The following is a 19,460-nucleotide window of genomic DNA, read 5'->3' on the forward strand; positions in this document are numbered from 1 at the left end:
AGGTTAGTTTTTTTCCAGCAAATCTTGGTATTCGAGATGCTGGGCTACGTAGTCGCGCATGAAGGTGCAAGTGGTGCGCACTTGCAGGTTTTCGTCGCGGGCATAAGCGAGGCCGGTTTTAGCCAGCTCTTCGCCAATGCCCTGGCCGCGCAGGTCTTCCTCCACGAAGGTATGGGTGAAGTCGATGACGCCGTCGGAGGGGCGGCTGTAGGCCAATTCGGCCGAGTTGCCATCTTGCGAGGTGGTAAATTGCTGATCCTGGGCCTGATGCTGGATGGAAAGAGCCATAAGGGAAGGAGAAAATGGGAAAGGCCGGAGCCCGATGGTAGGCGGCGGCCCAACCGGACACCGCCATTTCCTGGAAGTTTACGTATGAAAGGCAACGGCGGCCATTTTCTGCGCCGCTTCTGCGTTGTTCCCTCCTATTCCCTTTTTTATGTCAACCACCCCCTTGAACCCGTCCAATAATTCTCACGATCCTTCTCAGGTTGATAAAGACAAGCCGAATTACGGCGACTTTGGCCACCCCGATAATGCCGCCCAGCCAATTAAAGAGGGTGAAAGTGTAACTCAAGGTGGCCAGTCGGCTCCGTCGGTGGCTTTTTCTGAGCAGCGCGGCAGTAGCCCCCAAAACCTGGACCCGGCCGCTGTACACAAGGCGGAGGATGCGGAGTACGACGAGCAGCGCGAAGGCTGGGCCAAGGATGATCCACGCTACGGTGGTGGCACCCGCAATTGGGCCACCAACGAGCCGGCCAACCATACCGATGCCCCCGCCGCCGAGGGCGACGAGCATGCTAAAAACCCCAACGTGGGCACCAACGATAACCCCGACGAGTTCAGCGCCTTCCGTAAAGACAACGGCCGCGGCATTCCCGGCTCGGGCAAAGAAAACGAAATGCCTAAGTCGGACAACGACTAAAGTACGTTCGTTTCTTATTCTTCACTTCTGATCTACTTCTCATGAGCACCGATAAAAAGAAAGCATCCGACCAACCACTCAACCAGGACCCCGCCGCTGCCCTCGACGCCAAGAACACCAATCTAACCGAGGAGCAGATGAAGCACCGCGAGGAGCTGTATGGCTACAAGCACGATGCCGAAGGCACACTCGATACATCGGAGCGCCTCGAAAACGCTATGTCGGGCACGCCCAGCGGTAGCGCCACCACCGGCCCCGACCCTGATAACGACATCACGGCCGAGGAGCAGCGCATCAACGGTTTCAACAACCCCATCGACGACAACAACCGCTAGGTTACCATTTGCTTTCCTAAATTAAAAGCTCCTTTGCTCACTGCAGAGGGGCTTTTTGGGGTATCACCGACAGGGCGGCGCAAGGCCGTTCATCGCAACCTGCTGCGCTTAATACTCAGATATATACCCCCTGCTCTTCTTCACTAAGTCAAGCACTACCATTTCACCGCCAGCCCGGCGTACCAGTTACGGGCAGGGGCGGGCTGGAAATAGCGGCCACCGAAGGCATTGAGGTCGTTGCCGAGCGAGTAGCGGCGGTCGGTCAGGTTTTCGCCGCCCCCGAACACGTCGAGCCGGAGCGGGCCGAGGCGGCCGCGCCAGCCGGCCCGACTGCCGAAGGTCCAGTAGCCGGCGGCGTACTCGGTGTTGGCATCGTTGAGCGGCAGGCGGCTTTGGTGGTTGACGGTGGGGCTGAGGTAGAAGCCCGAATCAGTAAAATCCAGGCCGGCCGTGAGCGTGTGGGGGGCGGTGCCGGTGAGGCGGTTGCCACTGTAATCCTGGCTGCCGCGCTGGTAGCTCCCAAAACGGTAGTGGTTGTAGGCGTAGCTCACGAAGGCCCGTAGGCCAACCGGTAATTCCTCCCCCGGAATGCTTGCGGCTTGAAGCTTGCGGCTTGAAGCAACGGATTGCCACAGCCAGCCGCTCAGCGCCGCTTCGGCCCCGCGCTGGCGGGTGGTGCCGGCGTTGAGGAACAGTTGGGTGCCCAGGTCGGTGGTGCGGGTCGTGATGGTCTGGCGCTGGCGCTGGTCGTAGAGGGCCACGTCGTAGCGCAGGCGCTGCTGCCAGAACTGGCCCCGCGCCCCCACTTCGTAACTGGTGGCCTGCTCGGCCTGCAAAGCCCGATTAATGGAGCCATCGGAAGGCCGGATTTCTTCTTCGGTAGGCGGCGAGAAGCCGGTACTTATGCTGCCGTACACCGCCAGGGCCGGCCCAAACTCGCGCAGCAGTGCCACTCTGGGCGACACCTGGGGCCGGAAGTTGCGCTCCAATTCGTAGCCGGCAGGGTTGGCAGCGGCATCGGAGAGGCGGCTGATACGGTAGCGGAGGCGGTTGTAGCTAGCCCCGGCCGTGAGCAGCAACCCGGCCGGCAGCTCGTAGTCGGCCTGGGCAAAGGCGAAGCCCGTAAGGGTGCGGATTTCGTCGTCGTAACGCAGTGCGCCGGGCTGGCCGGCGCGGTTCTGGTAGCTACGGGAGCTTTCGAAGCCCGTCTGCCCCTCGGCTCCGGCTTGTAGCCGCAACGTGCGTCCGGCCAGCGTCGTGCGGTAGCTGAGCACCGTGCGGCCGCCCCCGCCCAACAGGGTGTTGCGCTCGAAATCAATCAGGTAAGGGGTATTAATGCGGCTGCCGCTCAGGTATAGCACAGAGCGCAGGCTGAGCCGCTCGGTGAACCGGGCTTCGTGAGTGGCCCCGAGCAGGCCGGTGCGGGAGGCGTAGTAGGTACGCTGGGCCACCGTGCCGGGGGCCGTAGCGGTACCTGGCCGGGCCTGGCGCGGGTCAGCCGCAAACTGCGCTCGGGTAAGGCCGCCGGGCAGTTGGTAGTCGATGTCGGCGTAAAGCGCGTGCAGGCCCACAGTCTGGCGGGCGGTGGGCTGCCATTCGCCATCCATAGTTAACACGTCGCGGCGCAGGGCACTTTGCTGGCGGTAGCCGTCGAGGGTCTGGCGGGCGTAGGCGGCCCGCCAGTAGCCGGTTGCGGTGCCCGTTTCGACGGCCGCCGTGGTGCGCCGCAGCCCGTAGCTGCCAGCCGTGAAACCGACCGACACGGCGGTTTCGCCGGCGGCCGGGCGGCGGCCGGTTAGCAGCACCGCCCCGCCGGTACCGGCCCCATATACGCTGGCAGCCGGTCCTTTTATCACCTCCAGCCCCCCCAGCAGGCTAGGGTCGAGCAGGTTGAGGGGCGTGCTGCCACTGGCTTCGGTGAACGGAATGCCCTGGTAGTACACCTTGGTATTGCGCACTCCGAAGGGCGAGCGGAGCGTACTGCCCCGCACGCTGAGCCGGTAGCTGGCCGTGGCCCGCTCTTCTAGGCGCACACCGGGCAGCGTGTTTACCGCCTGGGTGAGGGCGTTCTGCGGAAACCGCTCGAAATCAGCTTGGCTTAATACGCCCACGGCGGCGGCCGTGCGGCGCAGCGGCAGTTGCTGGCCGTAGCCAGTTACGGTGGCCTGGGGCAGCGCTACGGCCCGGGTGGTATCGGGCGGGGCAGGAGTTTGGGCGAAAGCAGCAACGGGCAGCAGCCACAACGGCGCGGCGTAACGGTAGAACATCGGGAGGAAGAATAGACAGTTGCCTCTGCTAACCATAAAACCAGCCGTTGGGTTGAGTTCAGACTAAACCTCTGTCGGAAACCGTTTATCTTCCGCTAGTTATTCTACCGCTTTACCCCCGTCATCTATGCTTACAATCGCCCTGCCCCGCCGCCACCGCCGGCCTTTGCTGCTCCCCCCGGGCCTGCTGGCGCTGGCGTGGCTGCTGTGGCTGGGCTGCGTGGCCGTGCCGCAGGTGCGGGAGGGGCCACCACTGAAAGTATTCGCGCTGTTTACCCCTCGTCCCTTAGAATTGGGCTGGCATACGAACCTATTCCCACGGCAACCCCAAGACCGACCGAATAAGCTGGTGATTTCGAATACTGTTCATGTTATGCCATCCCCTAACTACTGGCTGACGTATTTTTTCGCCCAGCAGCTTTGCTTTACCCTTCCCCGGAACACCAGCAATTCTACCTGGCAAGGCTCCATTTTCAGGTTCGATGGCCATCGGTCTGCTGGTGAAGCAGCTGCTTTGATAGGCACCCTGGAGCGCCAGCCTGACCTGCTGTATTGGTTTGCCAACTTCCCGCCGGCCAGCGCGGATTATGTGTTCAGGTTACTGCCACCCGGACCGGTTGAATGTTTAGGCATGATAAACCCGATAGCAACTCAGCCATACCCCAGCCAGGCACCCGATGCCCGCTTTAAAGCGAGTGTGGCAAAGACAGCGCAACTTTTCCTCACCCCCGGCTGGCGCAACTCTCTGCTCCTGCTGCTGCTCATCGGGGGCTTGAGCGCCGTGCGGGTATGGAGCAGGTAAGGGAATGCGGCGGCGGGCTGCTTACTTTGCCGGTGTATGCCGAAACTGTTTCGTAACCTCACCGTGCAGGTGCTCGTCGCCATTGGGCTGGGCGTGCTGGTGGGCGCTTTTTTTCCCGCCTTCGGGGCCGGCCTCAAACCCCTCGGCGATGCCTTTATCGGCCTCATCAAAATGCTTATTGCCCCCATCATCTTCCTTACGGTGGTGCTGGGCATGGGCAACATCGGCGACCTGAAAAAGGTGGGCCGGCTGGGTGGCAAGGCTTTGCTCTATTTCGAGCTCGTAACCACCCTGGCGCTGGTGATTGGGGTGGCCGCCGCCAATCTCATCCGGCCCGGCGCGGGCATAGATACCGGCCGCGTGGCCGCCGGGGCCGACGCCACCCGCCAGTACACCGAAAAAGCGGCCGATATGGACTGGCTGGCCTTTTTTACCCACATCATTCCCGACAACTTCCTGGGGGCCTTTACCAGCGGCGAAGTATTGCAGGTGCTGCTGGTGGCCGTGCTGTTCGGGGCGGCGCTGGCCCGCGTGCCGGCCGCCGTGAGCGGGCCGTTGCTGGGCACGCTGGAGCGCCTGGGCCGGGTATTTTTCGGGGTCCTGAGCCTCGTGATGAAGCTGGCCCCGCTGGGCGCATTCGGGGCCATGGCTTTCACCATCGGTAAGTACGGGCTGGCGGCGTTGCGGCCTTTGGCGCTACTTATGGGCTCGGTGTACCTAACCATGTTCCTGTTCATTTTCGGGGTGCTGGGCGGCATCGCGCGCTTTTATGGGTTCAGCTTGTGGCGGCTGCTGGTGTTCATTCGGGAAGAGCTGCTGATTGTGCTGGGCACCTCGTCGTCGGAGTCGGCGCTCATGGACAAGCTCACGGCCTTCGGGTGCGCCCGGCCGGTGGTGGGGCTAGTGGTGCCCACGGGCTACTCGTTCAACCTCGATGGCACCACCATCTACCTGTCGATGAGCAGCATTTTCCTGGCCCAGGCCTTCAATGTGCCGCTCACGCTGGGCCAGCAGCTCACCATTATCGGCATCCTGATGCTCACCAGCAAGGGTGCAGCGGGCGTTACGGGTTCGGGATTTATCGTGCTGGCTTCCACGCTGGCGGCTATCAAAGTCATTCCCGTGGAGGGCATGGCCCTACTGCTGGGCGTGGATCGGTTCATGTCGGAAGTCCGGGCCATCACCAACATCATCGGCAACGCCGTGGCCACCGTTGTCATTGCCAAAAGCGAAAATGAGTTCGATGAAGCCACGTACCAGCGGGCCATTGGGAATTGAGTGACTGAGTAACTTAGTGAACAGGACGGTCATCCTGAGCAACCTGTAGGACCCTGTCCTGTTTGCTTAACTGTTCTACCGATTCATCCAGCCTGCCCACCCGGTTCCTTCGCGCCGCACCGTATACAACCCCTGTTCACCAACTCACTCAGTCACTCAGTCACCGCATGCCTGCCCTTTCCCCTGACCTTCGCAAAGCCCTATTCAGCCTGCCAACCAAGGAAAAAGACCAGCTGCTGGCCCGCCTCGTGGCCCAGGATGTTGTGTTGACTGAGCAGCTCGCGTTCCGGTTGCTGGAGGGCGAAGACGGGCTGGAGCTACGCCGGGAGCGGCTGCGCCAGCAGGTAGATGATCCGGTGCGGGGCTTCCACCAGACGCCCAACGATTTGCTCCACATCGTGCGTCAATTGCAGCAGCGGCTCAGCTACCACGCCAAAATAACGGGCGACGCGCACGGCGAAATCGAGCTGACGCTCCGCCTGCTCCGCAACGTGCTCCACCACCAACCCGAGGCCACGGCCCGCCTCCACGGCCCCACCCAGCCGCTGCTACAACACCTGGTTCGCCGCACCCAGGAGGTGCTGAAGGCTTTGGGCAAGCTCCACGCAGACTACCACCTCGAATACGCGCCCGCCGCCAACGAGCTGCTGACGCGCCTTTATGCCTCGGCCGCCGCGCCGCTGGCCCGGGAGTTGAGCCTGCCCACCATTTGGCCTGAACAATGACGCTTATGGAGGCACTTTTTGCCCGTAGTTTCGCTAACTTGGTTCTGGCCTCCGGCTGAGTTTACCCACCGGCTGGCTCCTCATCTTTCCCGCTATTCGTATGGCTACCGTTCCCGACCCCAACCACGTGCGCGTACCGGTTCAACTCAGCGCCGAGGCCCTCCACCAGGCCCTCACCGAGCTCGACGCCAAAATCCGCACCCTCCACCAGCGGGCCCACGCCACCGTGGCCGGCACCACCGCCACCTACCAGCAGCACGCCGAAGCCCTCGAAGCCAAGCGCGCCCGCCTTCTCGACAAGCTCCACCAGACCACGGCCAGTTCCACCGAAAAGCAAACGGCGCCATCAACTGAAACTACGGGCGTTTGGGACGAAATTCGGCGTGGGGTGGAGAACCTGCGCCACGATTTGCGCGACTTGCTATAAGTTCGGGGCCCGACCGTTACCGCTTGCCAGCGGGCTTGGCTCCGCCATTCGGGCAGCCCATTTTACCGTTCGGCCACCCGATTGACCGTTCGCGGAAAAGGAGTTTCGGCGGCAGTTGGGGCGTGGTAAGTTTGAAATAGTAATCCGACTATTTCTCACCTCCACAACCCTCTTCCTATGAAACGCTTCGCCCCTACCCGCTTCCTAGCCACCCTTCTGCTGGCAGCCAGCCTCGCCCCCGCTACCGCCGCGCCAGCTTTGGTGGCGCCACTGACCATTGCCGTTACCCCCGACAACCCGGCGGCCCACCCCAACTTCACGGTGCGGGTAGTTGGCGGGGGCCAGCCCATGCTCCTGATTCCGGGCCTGACCTGCCACGGCGCAGTCTGGTATGAAACAGTGACCCACTACTAGAAGCATTACCAGTGCCACATCATCAGCCTGGCCGGTTTCGGCGGCCCCGGCCACTACCGAGGCGCTGCTGCAAAACATGCGCGATCAACTGCTGATCTACATCCAGACCCAAAATCTGATTAAGCTCGTGGTGGTGGGCCACAGCCTGGTCGGGTTTATAGCCCGCTGGTTATTGTGGTTTCGCTGCCTTTTCTGACCGCCATGCAGAATCCCGACATGACCATGGGAATGGCCCTGCCGATGGCCGCGAACATGCGCCAGAAGATGACTGACAAGCTACCCTAAACTGTACCGCCCAACTGGACCACCTCATTAATAATCGTTTAGATTATGTCTATAGGCTGACGCTTCCTGCTAGTTCCATCAGTATTCTGGTTTGTTGACTGTCCCGGAGACTTAATTTTCGAAAGGCAAAACGTTCTGATCGGTCGTGAGAGACAATGTTACCTTCCCATCCGTGTACCTAACGCACTTGCTTTGGTAACCTTTGTTACACTCAGACCATGCCATGGAAGTATAAGTCATTTTACTTGACGGCGCCGTTTGCGCATCCTCTCCCTGCCAGACTGAAAGTTCCTTTCCGGCTGGAGTAATTACGTACTTTATTTGCGTCATATATAGATAATAGTTGAGACCCGTAATGCTGGGGGTCATATAGACGTATCTCGCGTTTGGCAGCTTGTAGGCACCCACCCCATTTGCATCCACTTCGTATCCTTCCGAGGCGCAAGGTACAGGTACAGATGCTGCGTTGGCGACCCCTATGACCTGAGGGTTTGGAGCTGGATCTTGTGTCCTATCACAATTAGTGAAGAGGAGAGTAGGTGCCAAAGTGAGTAGCACTCTAATTTTTACAGAATTTTCCATGACATTAATGTTATTATTGTTAGATTATATATGAATATAATAAATAAAATCGATATTTATACTATTTTATTTAAATTTATTGTTGAAACATTCACATATAACTTATTTGTCATTGATTATAGCTTGAACTAGGTGTATAGTCCCATTGTGTGATGGTATATTTTCCGGGCTGGAATTTCGCACAGACCTATGGGGCAAGTACTCCACGGCAGCGCCCGCACAACTCAGGCAATACGGGCCGCTATCCAACGTAGTAAGGAAAGCCTACAAACGCTAGCCGCACGCCACGGTATCGATCCCAAAACGATGGCCAAGTGGCGCAAACGCGTCACCATTCAAAATGCAGTAATGGGGCCGTTACCAGCCTCAACGGTACTCACAACGAAATAGGAAGCCATTATTGTAGCCTTTCGGCAACACACACTCTTGCCTCTGGACGATTGGTTGTACGCGCTGAAAGCCACGATTCCGCAGTTGTCCCATTCGGCGTTGCACCGCTGTTTCCAACGCCACGGCATCAGCCGCCTCCCCCTGACTGAAGAGGGGCAAAGCCTGCCGAAAAAGACATTTAAGGATTACCCCATCGGCTACCTGCACATCGATTTTGCAGAAATGCAGACGGAAGAGGGCAAGCAGTATTTGTTCGTGGCCATTGATCGGACCAGCAAAGTAGCTTTCGCCCAACTACATCCACAGGCCAAACGGGTGTTGGCCGCCGAATTTCTGTGGCATCTACTCGACAAATTACCTTATAAAGTGCATACGGTCTTGACCGATAACGGCGTGCAGCTTACGGCGCAAGCGCACCAATTTCTGCCCGGCGGGCACAGTTACGACCGTATATGCCGCGAATACGGCGTGGAGCACCGTCTTACGAAGCAGCGCATCCCTGGACCAATGGCCAAGTGGAGCGTATGAATCGCACCATTAAAGAGGCAACTGTTCAACGTTTTCATTATCAGTCCACCAACGAACTCAATGAACACTTACAAGCCTTTTTGCTGGCCTACAACCACGCTAAGCGCTTGAAGACCTTACAAGGCCTGACTCCACACGAATTCTTCTGTGCCCAGTGGAAAAAGCACCCAACTATCTTTACCCGTGACCGGGCCCACTTCATACTGGGACTATACACCTAAATCCATGGGGCGGGAAGCTTGTGGTGCCGGCTCAAAATGGAGGTGCTCGACATCCATATGCACGGCGAAACTGGCTTTGAGCTGTTAGCCTCGCTCGAAACGGCTCCCCACGTCATTTTCACGACTGCCTACGACGAGTATGTGCTTCGGGCGTTTGAGGTGAACGCGCTGGATTACCTGCTCAAGCCCATCGAGGAGAATCGGTTGGCGGCGGCGCTGCAAAAAGCGCGGGCCGCCTTGTCGGGTCCGGCCGCTTCGGCTTCTGCTGCGCCATTGGCAGGGCCCGGCGAGGCTCCGCTGCCCACGCTTACCGAGCAAGACCAAGTATTTGTGAAGGATGGGGAGCAGTGCTAGTTTGTGCGACTGGCAGAGGTCTGGCTGTTCGAAATCAGTGGCAGCTATACACAGATTTATTTCGACCAGCATCGCCCCCTTATTCCGCGCACCCTGCAGCACTTGGAGCAGCGCCTCGACGGGCGGGTATTTTTCCGGGCCAACCGCCAACAGATCATCAACCTGAACTGGGTAGAAAGCATCGAGCCATGGTTTAGCAACACCCTCAAAATCAGACTGCGGGGCGGGCCCGAGGTAGAAGTATCGCGCCAGCAGTCGGGCCGGTTTCGGGAGCTGCTGAGTTTGTGAGGCTAGCTGGACAGGAGTCAGGATTATTCCATTTTTAATGCATCCTTTTAATTTGAGTTGCAGTACAAAGCACATTAACTGGCTGATTTTTTGCACGGTTATATCCCATCACCACTTTTTGTATTGCCCTTCTATGAAAGCTTCTCTACTCGGCTCCACCCTGATTTTGTTGATTTTAGGCACCGCTTCCTGTTCCAGCGAAGATAAACTCATGGAACGGCCCAGCCGCTACGGTTCGGTTTCGACCAAGCGCCAGAAACGCAGTAACGACAACTCCAAATCGTATAAAAAGCGTAACCCCATTGGCCTGGGCCTGGGTATCGACCTCAATGCCAAAGACCCCCAAAAGCACCGCACTGTCGATGCCCCTAAAAAGTACAAATACAGCAAAGGCCACTGACTTTCTCTTAGCTGTTAGCGCATAAAACAAGGCCCCGCACTCGATTGAGCGCGGGGCCTTGTTTTATGCGCTAACAGCTAAGAGCTCAAGAAACTGGTTCGCGGAAGCCAACCCAGGTAAAGCGCTTGATGACGAATTCGGGGTTGGTGAAGCTGGCGTTGCCGGCGGGGTTACCGCCGGTTACGTGGAAGTCGGAGAAACCCGCGTTCTGGTTCACATAGATGCCGCCGGTCAGGTTGAAGCTCACCGGCGTACCGGCCAGGCTCATCTCGTCCATAATCTGCTCCTTGATGTCGGGGTCGGTGGTGTAGGCACCACACGAAATAGCGCCGTGCTCGCGGGCCAGTTGGGCGGCCAGCCGGATGCTTTCCTGGGTGTCCTGGGTTTTAATCACCAGCATAATTGGCCCGAATAGCTCCTGGCTGAACTGCTCGGTGCGGCTGGCTTCCACTTCGTGGATGCTGGTTGAACAGGTGCGGGCGTTCTGGAATACGGGGTTCTCAATAGTGCCGTGGGCCAGCACGTTGCGGCTGCCTTCGAGGGCCAGGTCGCGCACCCGCTCCTGGGTGGTGGCACTCTGGATGGCGCCCAGCACGTGCGGGCCGGCCTTGGGGTTTTGGGCCAAACCAGTTACGGCCGCCGATAGCTTCTGCACCACGTCTTCGTAGGGCACCAGCTCGCCGGCCACTTGCATACCGGCGGCGGGAATGAAGAAATTCTGGGGCGCGGTGCACATCTGGCCCGAGTACAGGCTCACCGAGAAAGCCAGGTTCTGGGCTACCTTATCGAGGTCGTCGCAGCTGTCGAGGATGATGGAATTGACGCCGGTTTTCTCGGTAAATACCGTCTTGCCTTTCAGCCCTTCAATATACTCGCCGAAGGCCGAGCCGCCGGTGTAGTCGATGAGCTTAACGGCCGGATTTTCGGCCAGCTCCTTGGCAATCAGGTGGTCGTCGGCATCCACGGCCAGCTGGCAGATGCGGGGGTCGAGGCCGTTTTCGGCCAGCACGCGCTGCACTTCGGCCACCACAATGGCAATGGGCAGCACGGCCTTGGGGTGGGGCTTGATGATGACCGGGTTGCCGGTCACCAGCGAGGCGTACATGCCGGGCACCGTATTCCAGGTCGGGAACGTGGAGCAGCCGATAACCATGGCCACGCCCTTGGGCACGGCCCGCCAGGTTTTGTTGAGCGTGATGCTGTACTTGCCCATGGGCTTTTCCCAGCGGGTTTCCTCCGGGAAACGGGTCTGCTCCTCGTAGCCGGCGGCAATGGCTTCGAGGGCGCGGTCGGCGGCGTGGGGGCCGCTGGCCTGAAACGACATCATGTAGGCCTGGCCGGTGGTGTGCATGGTGGCGTAGGCAATTTCGAAAAACCGCTCCTTCATGCCTTCCAGCGTTTCGGTGAGCAGCGCGGCCCGGTCGGCCGGCTTCAGCTTACGCCACTGCCCAAACACTTCCTGGGCATTGGCTACCAGCGTGGCGGGCTCGAAGTAGGGGTACTGAATGCCGAGCGCGGCTTGCTCGTAGGGCGACTCCTCCTGGCCGGCCCAGCCGGCGGGCTCGCCCTGCTGCAGCTCGGTGAAGCGCTGGTTGCGGTGCGATTTGAACTTTTCGCGGCCCTGCTTGTCGGCATCGGCCCCGTAGATATCGGGCGAGGGGTTTTCGGGAAAGGCGGCAAAGAACGTGCGGCCGTGCAGGGCCTCCACGGCCGCGTCGAGGGTGGCCTGGTGCTTTTGGGTGGTTTCGGTGGTCATAGATGGGGGTGGGAAAGAAGAATAAAACGCGGCTTCGCTCAGTAACTAACAGGAAAGGACAACCAGTTGCGGCAACAATAAACGACGAACGGCCGGCTGATTTCAGATTTGAACAAAACAATGAAACGAATTAGCTGGCCCGCAGGTCTGTTTATTCGAAAACCTGGGGGCCGACGGCTCCGCGCCGGTTAAATTTACGGAATCGGCCCCGAACCTAAGCCCAGGCATCCGAACAGAACGTGGTTTCGTTCTTGTTAGTACCGGCTCGCCCCGGCCTTTACCTCCTCCTTAGCTTTCTACTTATGGCCTTATCCTTACTCCGCAAATGGGCTTTCTTTGGGTGGATGCTGCCCTTGTGCGCGGCCTCGCTAACGCCCGCCCGGGCCCAGGCACCGGCTGCCCCCGTTGCCGCTTCTACCCGCACGGTGCGGCCGGGCCAGTTGGTTATCAAGCTCAAAGCCGACCCCAACCAGCAGCGCCGGCCGGGCCCGGTGGGTTTGCCAACTGCCCTCACCGCTACGCTCAGCCGGCTGGGCATGGCAGCCCAGCCCAAGTTTCCGCAGGCCACGGCCCCCAACCCAGCCCGGCCCAACGGAGTTGATTTGGGGCTGATTTACGAAGTAACGCTCCCGGCCGCTACCCCGGCCGCCGAGGCCCGGCAGGCGTTGCTAAAAACCGGGCTGGTCGAGTACGCCGAGCCGCTCTACGACTACCAGCCCCTGCAACTACCCAACGATCCGCTGGCCGATTCAGCCCGCGCCGATGGTCAGTATCACCTGCGCAATATCCGGGCTTATCAGGCCTGGGACGTTAGCCAGGGTGATACGAGCATCGTTATTGGTATTGCTGATGGCGGCACGCGCTTCAGCCACGAGGACCTAAAGGGCCAAAACCAACTCAACCGCCGCGACCAGATTGACGGCCTCGATAACGACGGCGACGGGTATGTGGACAACTACTACGGCTGGGACTTTGCCGACAATGACAACGACCCCGACCGCCGCAACGACCGTTTAGTTCACGGTATTCTGGTGGCCGGCTGCGCTTCCGGCACCGTGAATAATGGCCTCGGCATTGCCGGCGTGGGTTATAAGTGCCGGTACCTGCCCCTGAAAATTTATGCCAGCACGCCCACCGGCTCATTCGGGGGCTACGAGGCCATTGTGTACGCCGCCGACCACGGCTGCCAGGTCATCAACCTGTCGTGGGGCGGGCCGGGCAGTCCGTCGCGCTTCGAGCAGGACGTTATCAGCTACGCCGCCATCAACCACGATGTGGTAGTAATAGCCGCCGCCGGCAACACGCCCGCCAACCTCGATTTCTACCCCGCCAGCTACGAGCACGTGCTGTCGGTGGCCTGGACCACCCGCACCGACGAACGTGACCCCTTCGCCACCTACAGCCGCCGCGTCGATTTATCGGCCCCCGGCGCCCAGGTGCTCACCACCTACGGTCTCACCGACTCCGATTATATTGCCGTGGGCGGCTCCTCGTTTGCGGCTCCGCTGGTAGCCGGGGTGGCCGGGCTCGTGCGCAGCCGGTTTCCCAACTACAACGCCGCCCAGGTGCGGGCGCAGCTTAAGCGCACCACCGACAACATCGATGCGCTGCCGGGCAACGTGAACTATGCTGGTTTTCTGGGCTCGGGCCGCCTGAACGCTTTCCGGGCCCTCACGGAAAACGTGCGTTCGGCTTCCGTAATCAGGAGCACCTTTGCCCCGGCCCGGGCCGCCTACGCTCCCGCCGATACGATACGTTTAACGGTAGAAGTCCAGAATCTGCTGCTGCCGCTGGATAACCTGCGCGTGACGCTTACTTCCCTTTCGCCTTATCTAATAGTGCGCCAGGCCGAGTTTGCCGCTGGTCCGCTGGCTACGCTGGAGCAGCGCACCAACGCCGCAACGCCCTACCGGCTTGCGGTGGCCGCCACGGTGCCCGTTAATACCCGGGCCACGTTGCGCTACCATTTGCAGGATGCCGCCACCGGCTACGAGGAGGACCAGTACGAAACCGTGCTGCTCAACCCCGATTACGTGGTGCTCGACGCCAACAACCTCACCCTCACCCTCACCAGCCGGGGCAACATTGGCTATGATGGGCTGGGCTCGTCTGTTGGGGTAGGTGTGAGCTACCGTCAGGGCCCGCCGCTGCTTTCCGAGGGCGGGCTGCTGGTAGCCACCTCCGCCACCCGCGTTTCCGACAACGTGCGCAACGACCAGCGCGGGGCCAACGCCGACTTCGCGGCCATAGGCCAGGTGCACTGCTTGCCTCGCCCTCCCCGCGCCGACCAGGAAGCGGAGGGTGTACTGCGCGACCAGCTGCCCACCGCCGCCATGGCCCGGGCCGTGGGCGTGCAGGTGCGCCAACACGCTTACGCCTGGGCTGCGGCCCCCCACCAGAACTACGTGGTGCTCGAATATCGCCTCACCAACCTTACTACTGACACCCTGCGCCCCCTGCACGTGGGCCTGTTTATGGATTGGGACCTGCCCGGCGCGCCCGAACGCAACATTGCCACCTGGGACGCCGCCCGCCGCCTGGGCTACGTGTATGGAGCCACGGCGCCGGAGGTATTCGCCGGCGTGCAGCTGCTGGCCGGGGGTACGGCCAGCGTTTATAGCCTCGACAACTCCTCCCCCCTTTCCGCGCCGGTGCGCCTGTCCGACGGCTTCAGTACGGCCGAAAAGTGGCTGAGCCTGAGCAGCGGCACCGCTTACCAGGAGGCCGGCCGGCCCAACGGCTCCGATGTATCGCAGGTGGTGGGGGCTGTGCTGCCCCGCCTGGCCCCCGCTGACTCGGCCACCGTGGCCTTTGCCGTGCTGGCCGCGCCTACCCTGCCCGAGTTGCAGGCCGCGGCTGACGCCGCCCGCACCCGCTACGAGCAGGTGCTGCCCGTAAGCCCAGCGGCGGCCCGGGCCGGCATCTCCCTCTACCCCAACCCTACCACTGGTCTGGTCAACCTAACGTTGCCCCGCGGCCCGGTTAGGGTGCGGGTGCTTTCGGTGCTGGGCCAGGAACTGGCTACTTACCATTTCCAGCAGCCTACCGGCCTTCTCGATTTAAGCGCTTACCCGGCGGGCCTATACCTGGTGCGAGTTGAACACGCAGCCGGCATGGCCACTTACCGCCTGTTACGCCAGCCTTAAACCGATGCAACCAGCAATGGGCTGCCAAGCCAATACACCCAATTCATTTAGCAAATGAATATTACAGCTTAATTTTAATATATATTATTTGTTAAATATATATAAAACACAACCGCTACGCTTACTCCCGTATTATGTTGTTTTCAGACCATAATTTTATACTCTTCAGCAACAGGAATATCGGCTAATATTTTTAGTTTTTGTAATCAATATCTTTATCTTTGTATATGTCGAAAATCAAGCTTCCCGTTCCCCTACCGGTGCAGCAATATGCGCGCTGCGTGGATGCCCAAGGCCGACCCGCCAACCACATCGGCGACTGGCCCGAGTGCGGCCAGGTGTACCCCATTGAGCTGCGGCGCAACGCGCATAGTGGCGAAATGCAGGTGCACGTGCTGGGTTTCTACGCCGAGCGCCCGTATGTCGCCTTTGCCCGGCAGCGTTTCGTGTCCGTGGCCCAGGTCTGGCTGAATTAGCCTTCCACGTTTCCTTCCCTACTTAACCCCGAAGGTTTCCGGTTCGCCGCCCGGAAGCTTTCGGGTTTTTATTTGGCCAACCGGGCTGGGAATGGGAGAAGTTTATGGGGTGGGAGAAGTGTAGTATTTATAGGGCACTTTTTTCGCCTCAGGGCTTGCTCTTTTCCCCTCGCTTCACATTACTCACTACCGGTAGTGCCAGAACATGCCGAAGTCGAAGGGTGTCCAGAGGGCGGCGCGCTGGCCGGCTACTTTGAGTCCCTCGTTGGTCCAGGTGTTGCAGGTGTCGAACAGATTGTAGGTGCCATCGGCCTCGTAAAAGGCATCGTACTGGCCGTAGCTGTGGCCAGTGATGTGCTGGGGCTGGCCCTGAGCATCGAGCTGAAAGCGCTGCTGAATGAAGCCAACGAGACGGTCGTACTCGGCGTGGGTTAGGTTGAGACGTACGCAGTCTTCGCCCACTTCGGGGCGGTGGTGGAAGGTGGTGTGCATGGCCGTGGTGCTGAGCCAGAACATAGCTTTGAGGCCGGTGCTGAGCTTGAGCTCGGCCCAAGTGGGCGTATCGAGATAGAAGCCCTTGTCGCCCCAGCCGAAGCCCACGAACTCACGGCTGATGTCGTTGGCAGGCGTATCGGCGTAGGAAATGAAGCGGGTCCAGTCCATCTGGGGGCTACGCACGGGCAGCACCAGATCGGTGTGTACGCCGTTGGTAAGCAGATAAACCGTGACGCCTTCACCCGCAGCAGGGCGAGCCGCATCGCCGGCCACTGGAATGGCCGAGAGGCCCAGAGAGGCCAGCAGGTACACCGCAACCACGCCCACGATGCCGCCAGCCGTCCAGCCAACGGCTTTAACTACTGTTTTGAGAGGGGAAGCTTGCGGCATACAGTCAATAAGAGAGCGGAAATTTTCGCTTATACGCGGCTTCAGCCCAAACCGCCGCCCATTACCAAAGCTACCTTAGCCCGCCACTGCCAAACGCCGCCGCTGCCACCAACCCCTTCCCAACAGAACCATTGCCAGCAGGGCCAGTATCAGCCAATCAGCAGGCTCCGACATTCGCTGTTGGTCTTCGTCGGCTTCGAGGGCCGCGTGCCCAGCTAGCAGTTGCGCCTGCTTGCGCCGCAGGGCTGCTTTCTGGGCATCGTTTTCGAGGGCCAGGTAAGCCGTGAGGGGAGTCAGGATGCCGGTGTGAAAGCTGGTTTCCACCAATTGACGACCAGCGGCGGCACTCGCTTCGGGGTGGTGTAACTGCGCCCGCCATTGCGCCTGCAACGCCAGGCCCGCCTGCCAGTCGCCGGTTGCTGGGGCAGTAGGTGGAGCAGCCACGGTAGCCGCGTTTACTGGACCGGTGAGCACGATATCGGGCTGGCCATTGGCGGGCAGGTAGGCAACTGGGTTCCGCAGGCTGGGCCAGGCCACCACTAGGCCAGCCGGCACCGGATGGGCCAGCGTGTCGAGGGGCATGGCCGGGTTGGTTTGCAGCGAGTGGGCCACCAGCCTACCGTCGGGCAGTAATTCGTAGAAAAAATCCGAATCGGGGAAAGCGTGGCGCAGGTCGGCGAAGTTGGCTGGCAGGATGGCTCGCTTGAAATCATCGGTTACCACTACCAGCACCGGATAACGTGGGGTTGCCTGCCCGGTAGCCTGCACCAGCACCTGCCGAAGGGCCCGGTCGAGGTAGAACCCGCCTTCAAACCGCAATTGAGCAGGTTCGAGCTGCTTGAAGCCCTGCTCCGTCAGCTGCCGGACGGAGGAACCAGTCAGGGTATACTCGGGCAAACTGCCGTACCGGTTTCTACCAAGCAGCGCGGCCATTTGCTGCCGGTAGCGTGGCCAGCTGCCTTGCCGTGCTCCCGACATATCGACCAGAAAGTGAACGTAAGGCTGCCGGTGCAGTGCTGGCAACGCGGCTTTGCGGGCGGCACTCACGTAGGTAGCGTCGCCGCTGGCTGGCGCGGGGCCGGCGGGTTTCGGCGCGGGGCCAGCCGGGTTGGCACCCAGGGTAACCGACTGGCCATCGAGCTGGAGCGTGAGGGGCTCGGGATGCAGCAGTTGCAGGCCAGTACGGCGCACTTCGCCGGCCGCGAACGGAAATACGCGCAGCTCCAAGGTGTTGCCACTGAGGTAGCGCAGCAGGCCGGGGTCGCGGTTTTCGTTGCGAATCTGGCGGTACACCCAGGCGGCCGCCCGCTTTTCAGCCAGGATGCCGAACTCGCGGCGGCCAGCCATATCGAGGTAGTAATTGCGCACGAAACAGCCGGCCGGCAGTTCGAGGCGCGTGCTGTACTCGGTGGAGCCGAATATGGAGTCGTTGGCAACGGTCAGGTCGAGCCAGCTAACCCAGGCCCTTTGTCGGGCATCGTAGTGGCTGCGGGCCGCCAGCCGGGTCAGGTGCGGGCCGGCCGGCTGGGGCGTGGCGCCTCCTGCAGCCGGCGGCTCCTGGCTGGCCTGGTTTTCGGTCTGCTGCCGGGCTTGGTTGGCCGGCGCAGGCGTTGCGAATACGCGGCTCAGCAGGCTGATTTTGGTGTCGGGCAGGGTTAGGTTGTCGAGTACCAGCCAGTTGTAGAACGACGAAAGGTAGGGCAGTTGAGCACCGGTGATGGAGGAGCCCCGCCGGCCTTTGTGGTGGCTTACCGTGCGCAGCACCCGGGCCAAGGCGGCCGGGTTGATATCGGCCGGCTTCCCGTAGGTTGGGGTATACACGTAGTCGAGGGCCCGGTGCAGGGTGGCGCGGTGCCAGGCGTACTGCCCGGCCACGGCCAGCGGCAGCACGGCCCCGGCCACCAACAGCGCCGCCAGCAACCCACGCCGCCCAAAATGCGGCCGGAGCGCGGCGTAGTCGTGGCTCAGCACCCGCACGTGCACAATAAACAGCACCAATGGCGCGAGTAGCAGAAACCCCGCGCCCAAGGCCGCCACGAGCACCACCGAGAGCGGCAGAAACGGCAGGAACACCAGAAAAAAGTACAGCGTATAGCTCAGCAGCACACCCCGGCCCAGAAACAGTGCCCCCCGCGCCCACGGGTTGGCCGGGTTGGGGCAGAGCAGCAACACCGCGTTGAACGCGGCCAGCCCGTACCACCAGGGCCCCGAGAAGTCGCCAAATACGCCCCCTTGGGAGAAACCACTGTTGCCAAGCACGCCCCAATCGCCATTGTTCACGGCCAGGCCCACCAGCGGCAGTACGCCGGCCACTACCAGCACCCCCAGCCAGCGGTAGGGTGCCAGGCCAGCGGCCCGCTGTTGGGCCAGCAGGTACACGCCCCGGCTCAGGGCCAGCAGAAACAACAGCGTCCCGGCAATCAGCAGCACGACCAGCGCATGGGTGGCCACGGGGCCCGGGTTGAAGCGCCGCAGCGGTAGCACCAGCTGCACGAACAGATAAAAGGCCACCGGGACGGCCAGCGCGGCCCCAAAGTTGGGCAGCACCTTATGCACCCGGTTTTCGGGTGTGAGGCGTAGCACCAGCACGGCGACGGCGTGGGCCAGCGTGGGCATCAGGAAGGTGCCGGCATAGAGCGGCAGGTCGTTGGGCAGCATCCAGCGGGGCACGACGGCCGGGAACAGCTGCTCCACCTGCGTTCCGTAGGCGTACAGGAGCCCGATGTATGTACCCAGCGCCGCCAGCGCGTAACTGATGGGTAACTCCTGCTGCCGGGCCGCCAACCACCCCGCGTAGGCAGCGTGCACCACCCCCAGGCCCAGCAGCACCGCCCCCAGCACATGCCACGTCAGCCGGCCCGCAGGCTCCAGCAAACTCCCGATTACGACGTATTCGGCCCCGAACCAGGCCAGCAGCACCCCGACCGGCAAGGTATTGAGCAACCAGAGCCACTTCGGATTTAGTAGGGTACGCATGCT

Annotated in this window: 17 protein-coding genes and 1 pseudogene; 13 read left to right on the plus strand and 5 right to left on the minus strand. The window is 61.0% G+C overall.

The features are described 5' to 3' along the window. Positions 1–3: 3 nt before the first annotated feature. Positions 4–288 (minus strand): GNAT family N-acetyltransferase, encoded by a 285-nt coding sequence (locus CDA63_RS11280; RefSeq protein ID WP_088464562.1) that lies wholly within the window; start codon positions 286–288, stop codon positions 4–6. Between the two features lie 148 nt (positions 289–436). Between CDA63_RS11280 and CDA63_RS11285 the strand changes: the two genes are divergently transcribed. Continuing rightward, entirely contained in the window at positions 437–922 is a 486-nt protein-coding gene (locus tag CDA63_RS11285) for a hypothetical protein (protein ID WP_088464563.1), read from the plus strand. A gap of 41 nt (positions 923–963) precedes the next feature. Beyond that, positions 964–1,257, plus strand: coding sequence for a hypothetical protein (locus CDA63_RS11290; RefSeq protein ID WP_088464564.1), 294 nt, complete (start codon positions 964–966; stop codon positions 1,255–1,257). A gap of 155 nt (positions 1,258–1,412) precedes the next feature. Here CDA63_RS11290 and CDA63_RS11295 read toward each other — a convergent pair whose 3' ends face one another. After that, positions 1,413–3,524, minus strand: coding sequence for a TonB-dependent receptor family protein (locus CDA63_RS11295; protein WP_165768276.1), 2,112 nt, complete (start codon positions 3,522–3,524; stop codon positions 1,413–1,415). Between the two features lie 127 nt (positions 3,525–3,651). On the opposite strand from CDA63_RS11295, the gene CDA63_RS20870 reads away from it, so the two are divergent. From CDA63_RS20870 to CDA63_RS11340, 9 genes and pseudogenes are all read left to right on the plus strand, one after another. Then, complete coding sequence (locus CDA63_RS20870) at positions 3,652–4,326, plus strand: hypothetical protein (RefSeq protein WP_088464566.1); 675 nt, start codon at positions 3,652–3,654, stop codon at positions 4,324–4,326. Between the two features lie 36 nt (positions 4,327–4,362). After that, positions 4,363–5,604 (plus strand): C4-dicarboxylate transporter DctA, encoded by a 1,242-nt coding sequence (gene dctA, locus CDA63_RS11305; protein ID WP_088464567.1) that lies wholly within the window; start codon positions 4,363–4,365, stop codon positions 5,602–5,604. Between the two features lie 167 nt (positions 5,605–5,771). Beyond that, positions 5,772–6,329, plus strand: a complete 558-nt coding sequence (locus CDA63_RS11310; RefSeq protein ID WP_088464568.1) for a hypothetical protein — start codon at positions 5,772–5,774, stop codon at positions 6,327–6,329. Positions 6,330–6,429: 100 nt separating this feature from the next. Continuing rightward, on the plus strand, positions 6,430–6,756 hold the full coding sequence (locus tag CDA63_RS11315) for a sll1863 family stress response protein (RefSeq protein WP_088464569.1): 327 nt from the start codon (positions 6,430–6,432) through the stop codon (positions 6,754–6,756). Between the two features lie 177 nt (positions 6,757–6,933). Next, entirely contained in the window at positions 6,934–7,170 is a 237-nt protein-coding gene (locus CDA63_RS11320; RefSeq protein ID WP_088464570.1) for a hypothetical protein, read from the plus strand. A 1,056-nt stretch (positions 7,171–8,226) separates the two neighbouring features. Further along, a pseudogene (locus CDA63_RS11325) lies at positions 8,227–9,176 on the plus strand (IS481 family transposase). Between the two features lie 18 nt (positions 9,177–9,194). Then, positions 9,195–9,530: a LytR/AlgR family response regulator transcription factor gene (locus CDA63_RS11330; RefSeq protein ID WP_206780457.1), complete on the plus strand. Its 336-nt coding sequence runs from the start codon at positions 9,195–9,197 to the stop codon at positions 9,528–9,530. 3 nt (positions 9,531–9,533) lie between these two features. After that, on the plus strand, positions 9,534–9,818 hold the full coding sequence (locus tag CDA63_RS11335) for a LytTR family DNA-binding domain-containing protein (protein ID WP_088464572.1): 285 nt from the start codon (positions 9,534–9,536) through the stop codon (positions 9,816–9,818). 133 nt (positions 9,819–9,951) lie between these two features. Next, a complete protein-coding gene (locus CDA63_RS11340; RefSeq protein ID WP_088464573.1) occupies positions 9,952–10,218 on the plus strand; it encodes a hypothetical protein in 267 nt (88 codons plus the stop codon). Between the two features lie 85 nt (positions 10,219–10,303). On the opposite strand, the gene paaN is transcribed toward CDA63_RS11340, so the two are convergent. Further along, positions 10,304–11,974 (minus strand): phenylacetic acid degradation protein PaaN, encoded by a 1,671-nt coding sequence (gene paaN / locus CDA63_RS11345; RefSeq protein ID WP_088464574.1) that lies wholly within the window; start codon positions 11,972–11,974, stop codon positions 10,304–10,306. 302 nt (positions 11,975–12,276) lie between these two features. On the opposite strand from paaN, the gene CDA63_RS11350 reads away from it, so the two are divergent. Beyond that, on the plus strand, positions 12,277–15,120 hold the full coding sequence (locus CDA63_RS11350; RefSeq protein ID WP_088464575.1) for a S8 family peptidase: 2,844 nt from the start codon (positions 12,277–12,279) through the stop codon (positions 15,118–15,120). Positions 15,121–15,347: 227 nt separating this feature from the next. Beyond that, on the plus strand, positions 15,348–15,596 hold the full coding sequence (locus CDA63_RS11355; RefSeq protein ID WP_088464576.1) for a hypothetical protein: 249 nt from the start codon (positions 15,348–15,350) through the stop codon (positions 15,594–15,596). Positions 15,597–15,782: 186 nt separating this feature from the next. Here the strand turns inward: CDA63_RS11355 and CDA63_RS11360 are convergent, their stop codons facing one another. Together CDA63_RS11360 and CDA63_RS11365 are read right to left on the minus strand one after the other, a co-directional pair. Continuing rightward, the gene (locus CDA63_RS11360) at positions 15,783–16,481 is read right to left on the minus strand and encodes a TIGR02117 family protein (RefSeq protein WP_088464577.1); all 699 of its coding nucleotides are present in this window, start codon (positions 16,479–16,481) and stop codon (positions 15,783–15,785) included. Between the two features lie 75 nt (positions 16,482–16,556). Next, entirely contained in the window at positions 16,557–19,457 is a 2,901-nt protein-coding gene (locus CDA63_RS11365; RefSeq protein WP_088464578.1) for an MSEP-CTERM sorting domain-containing protein, read from the minus strand. Positions 19,458–19,460 lie beyond the last annotated feature (3 nt).

The sequence above is a fragment of the Hymenobacter amundsenii genome (assembly GCF_002204745.1).
Classification (GTDB): Bacteria; Bacteroidota; Bacteroidia; order Cytophagales; family Hymenobacteraceae; genus Hymenobacter; species Hymenobacter amundsenii.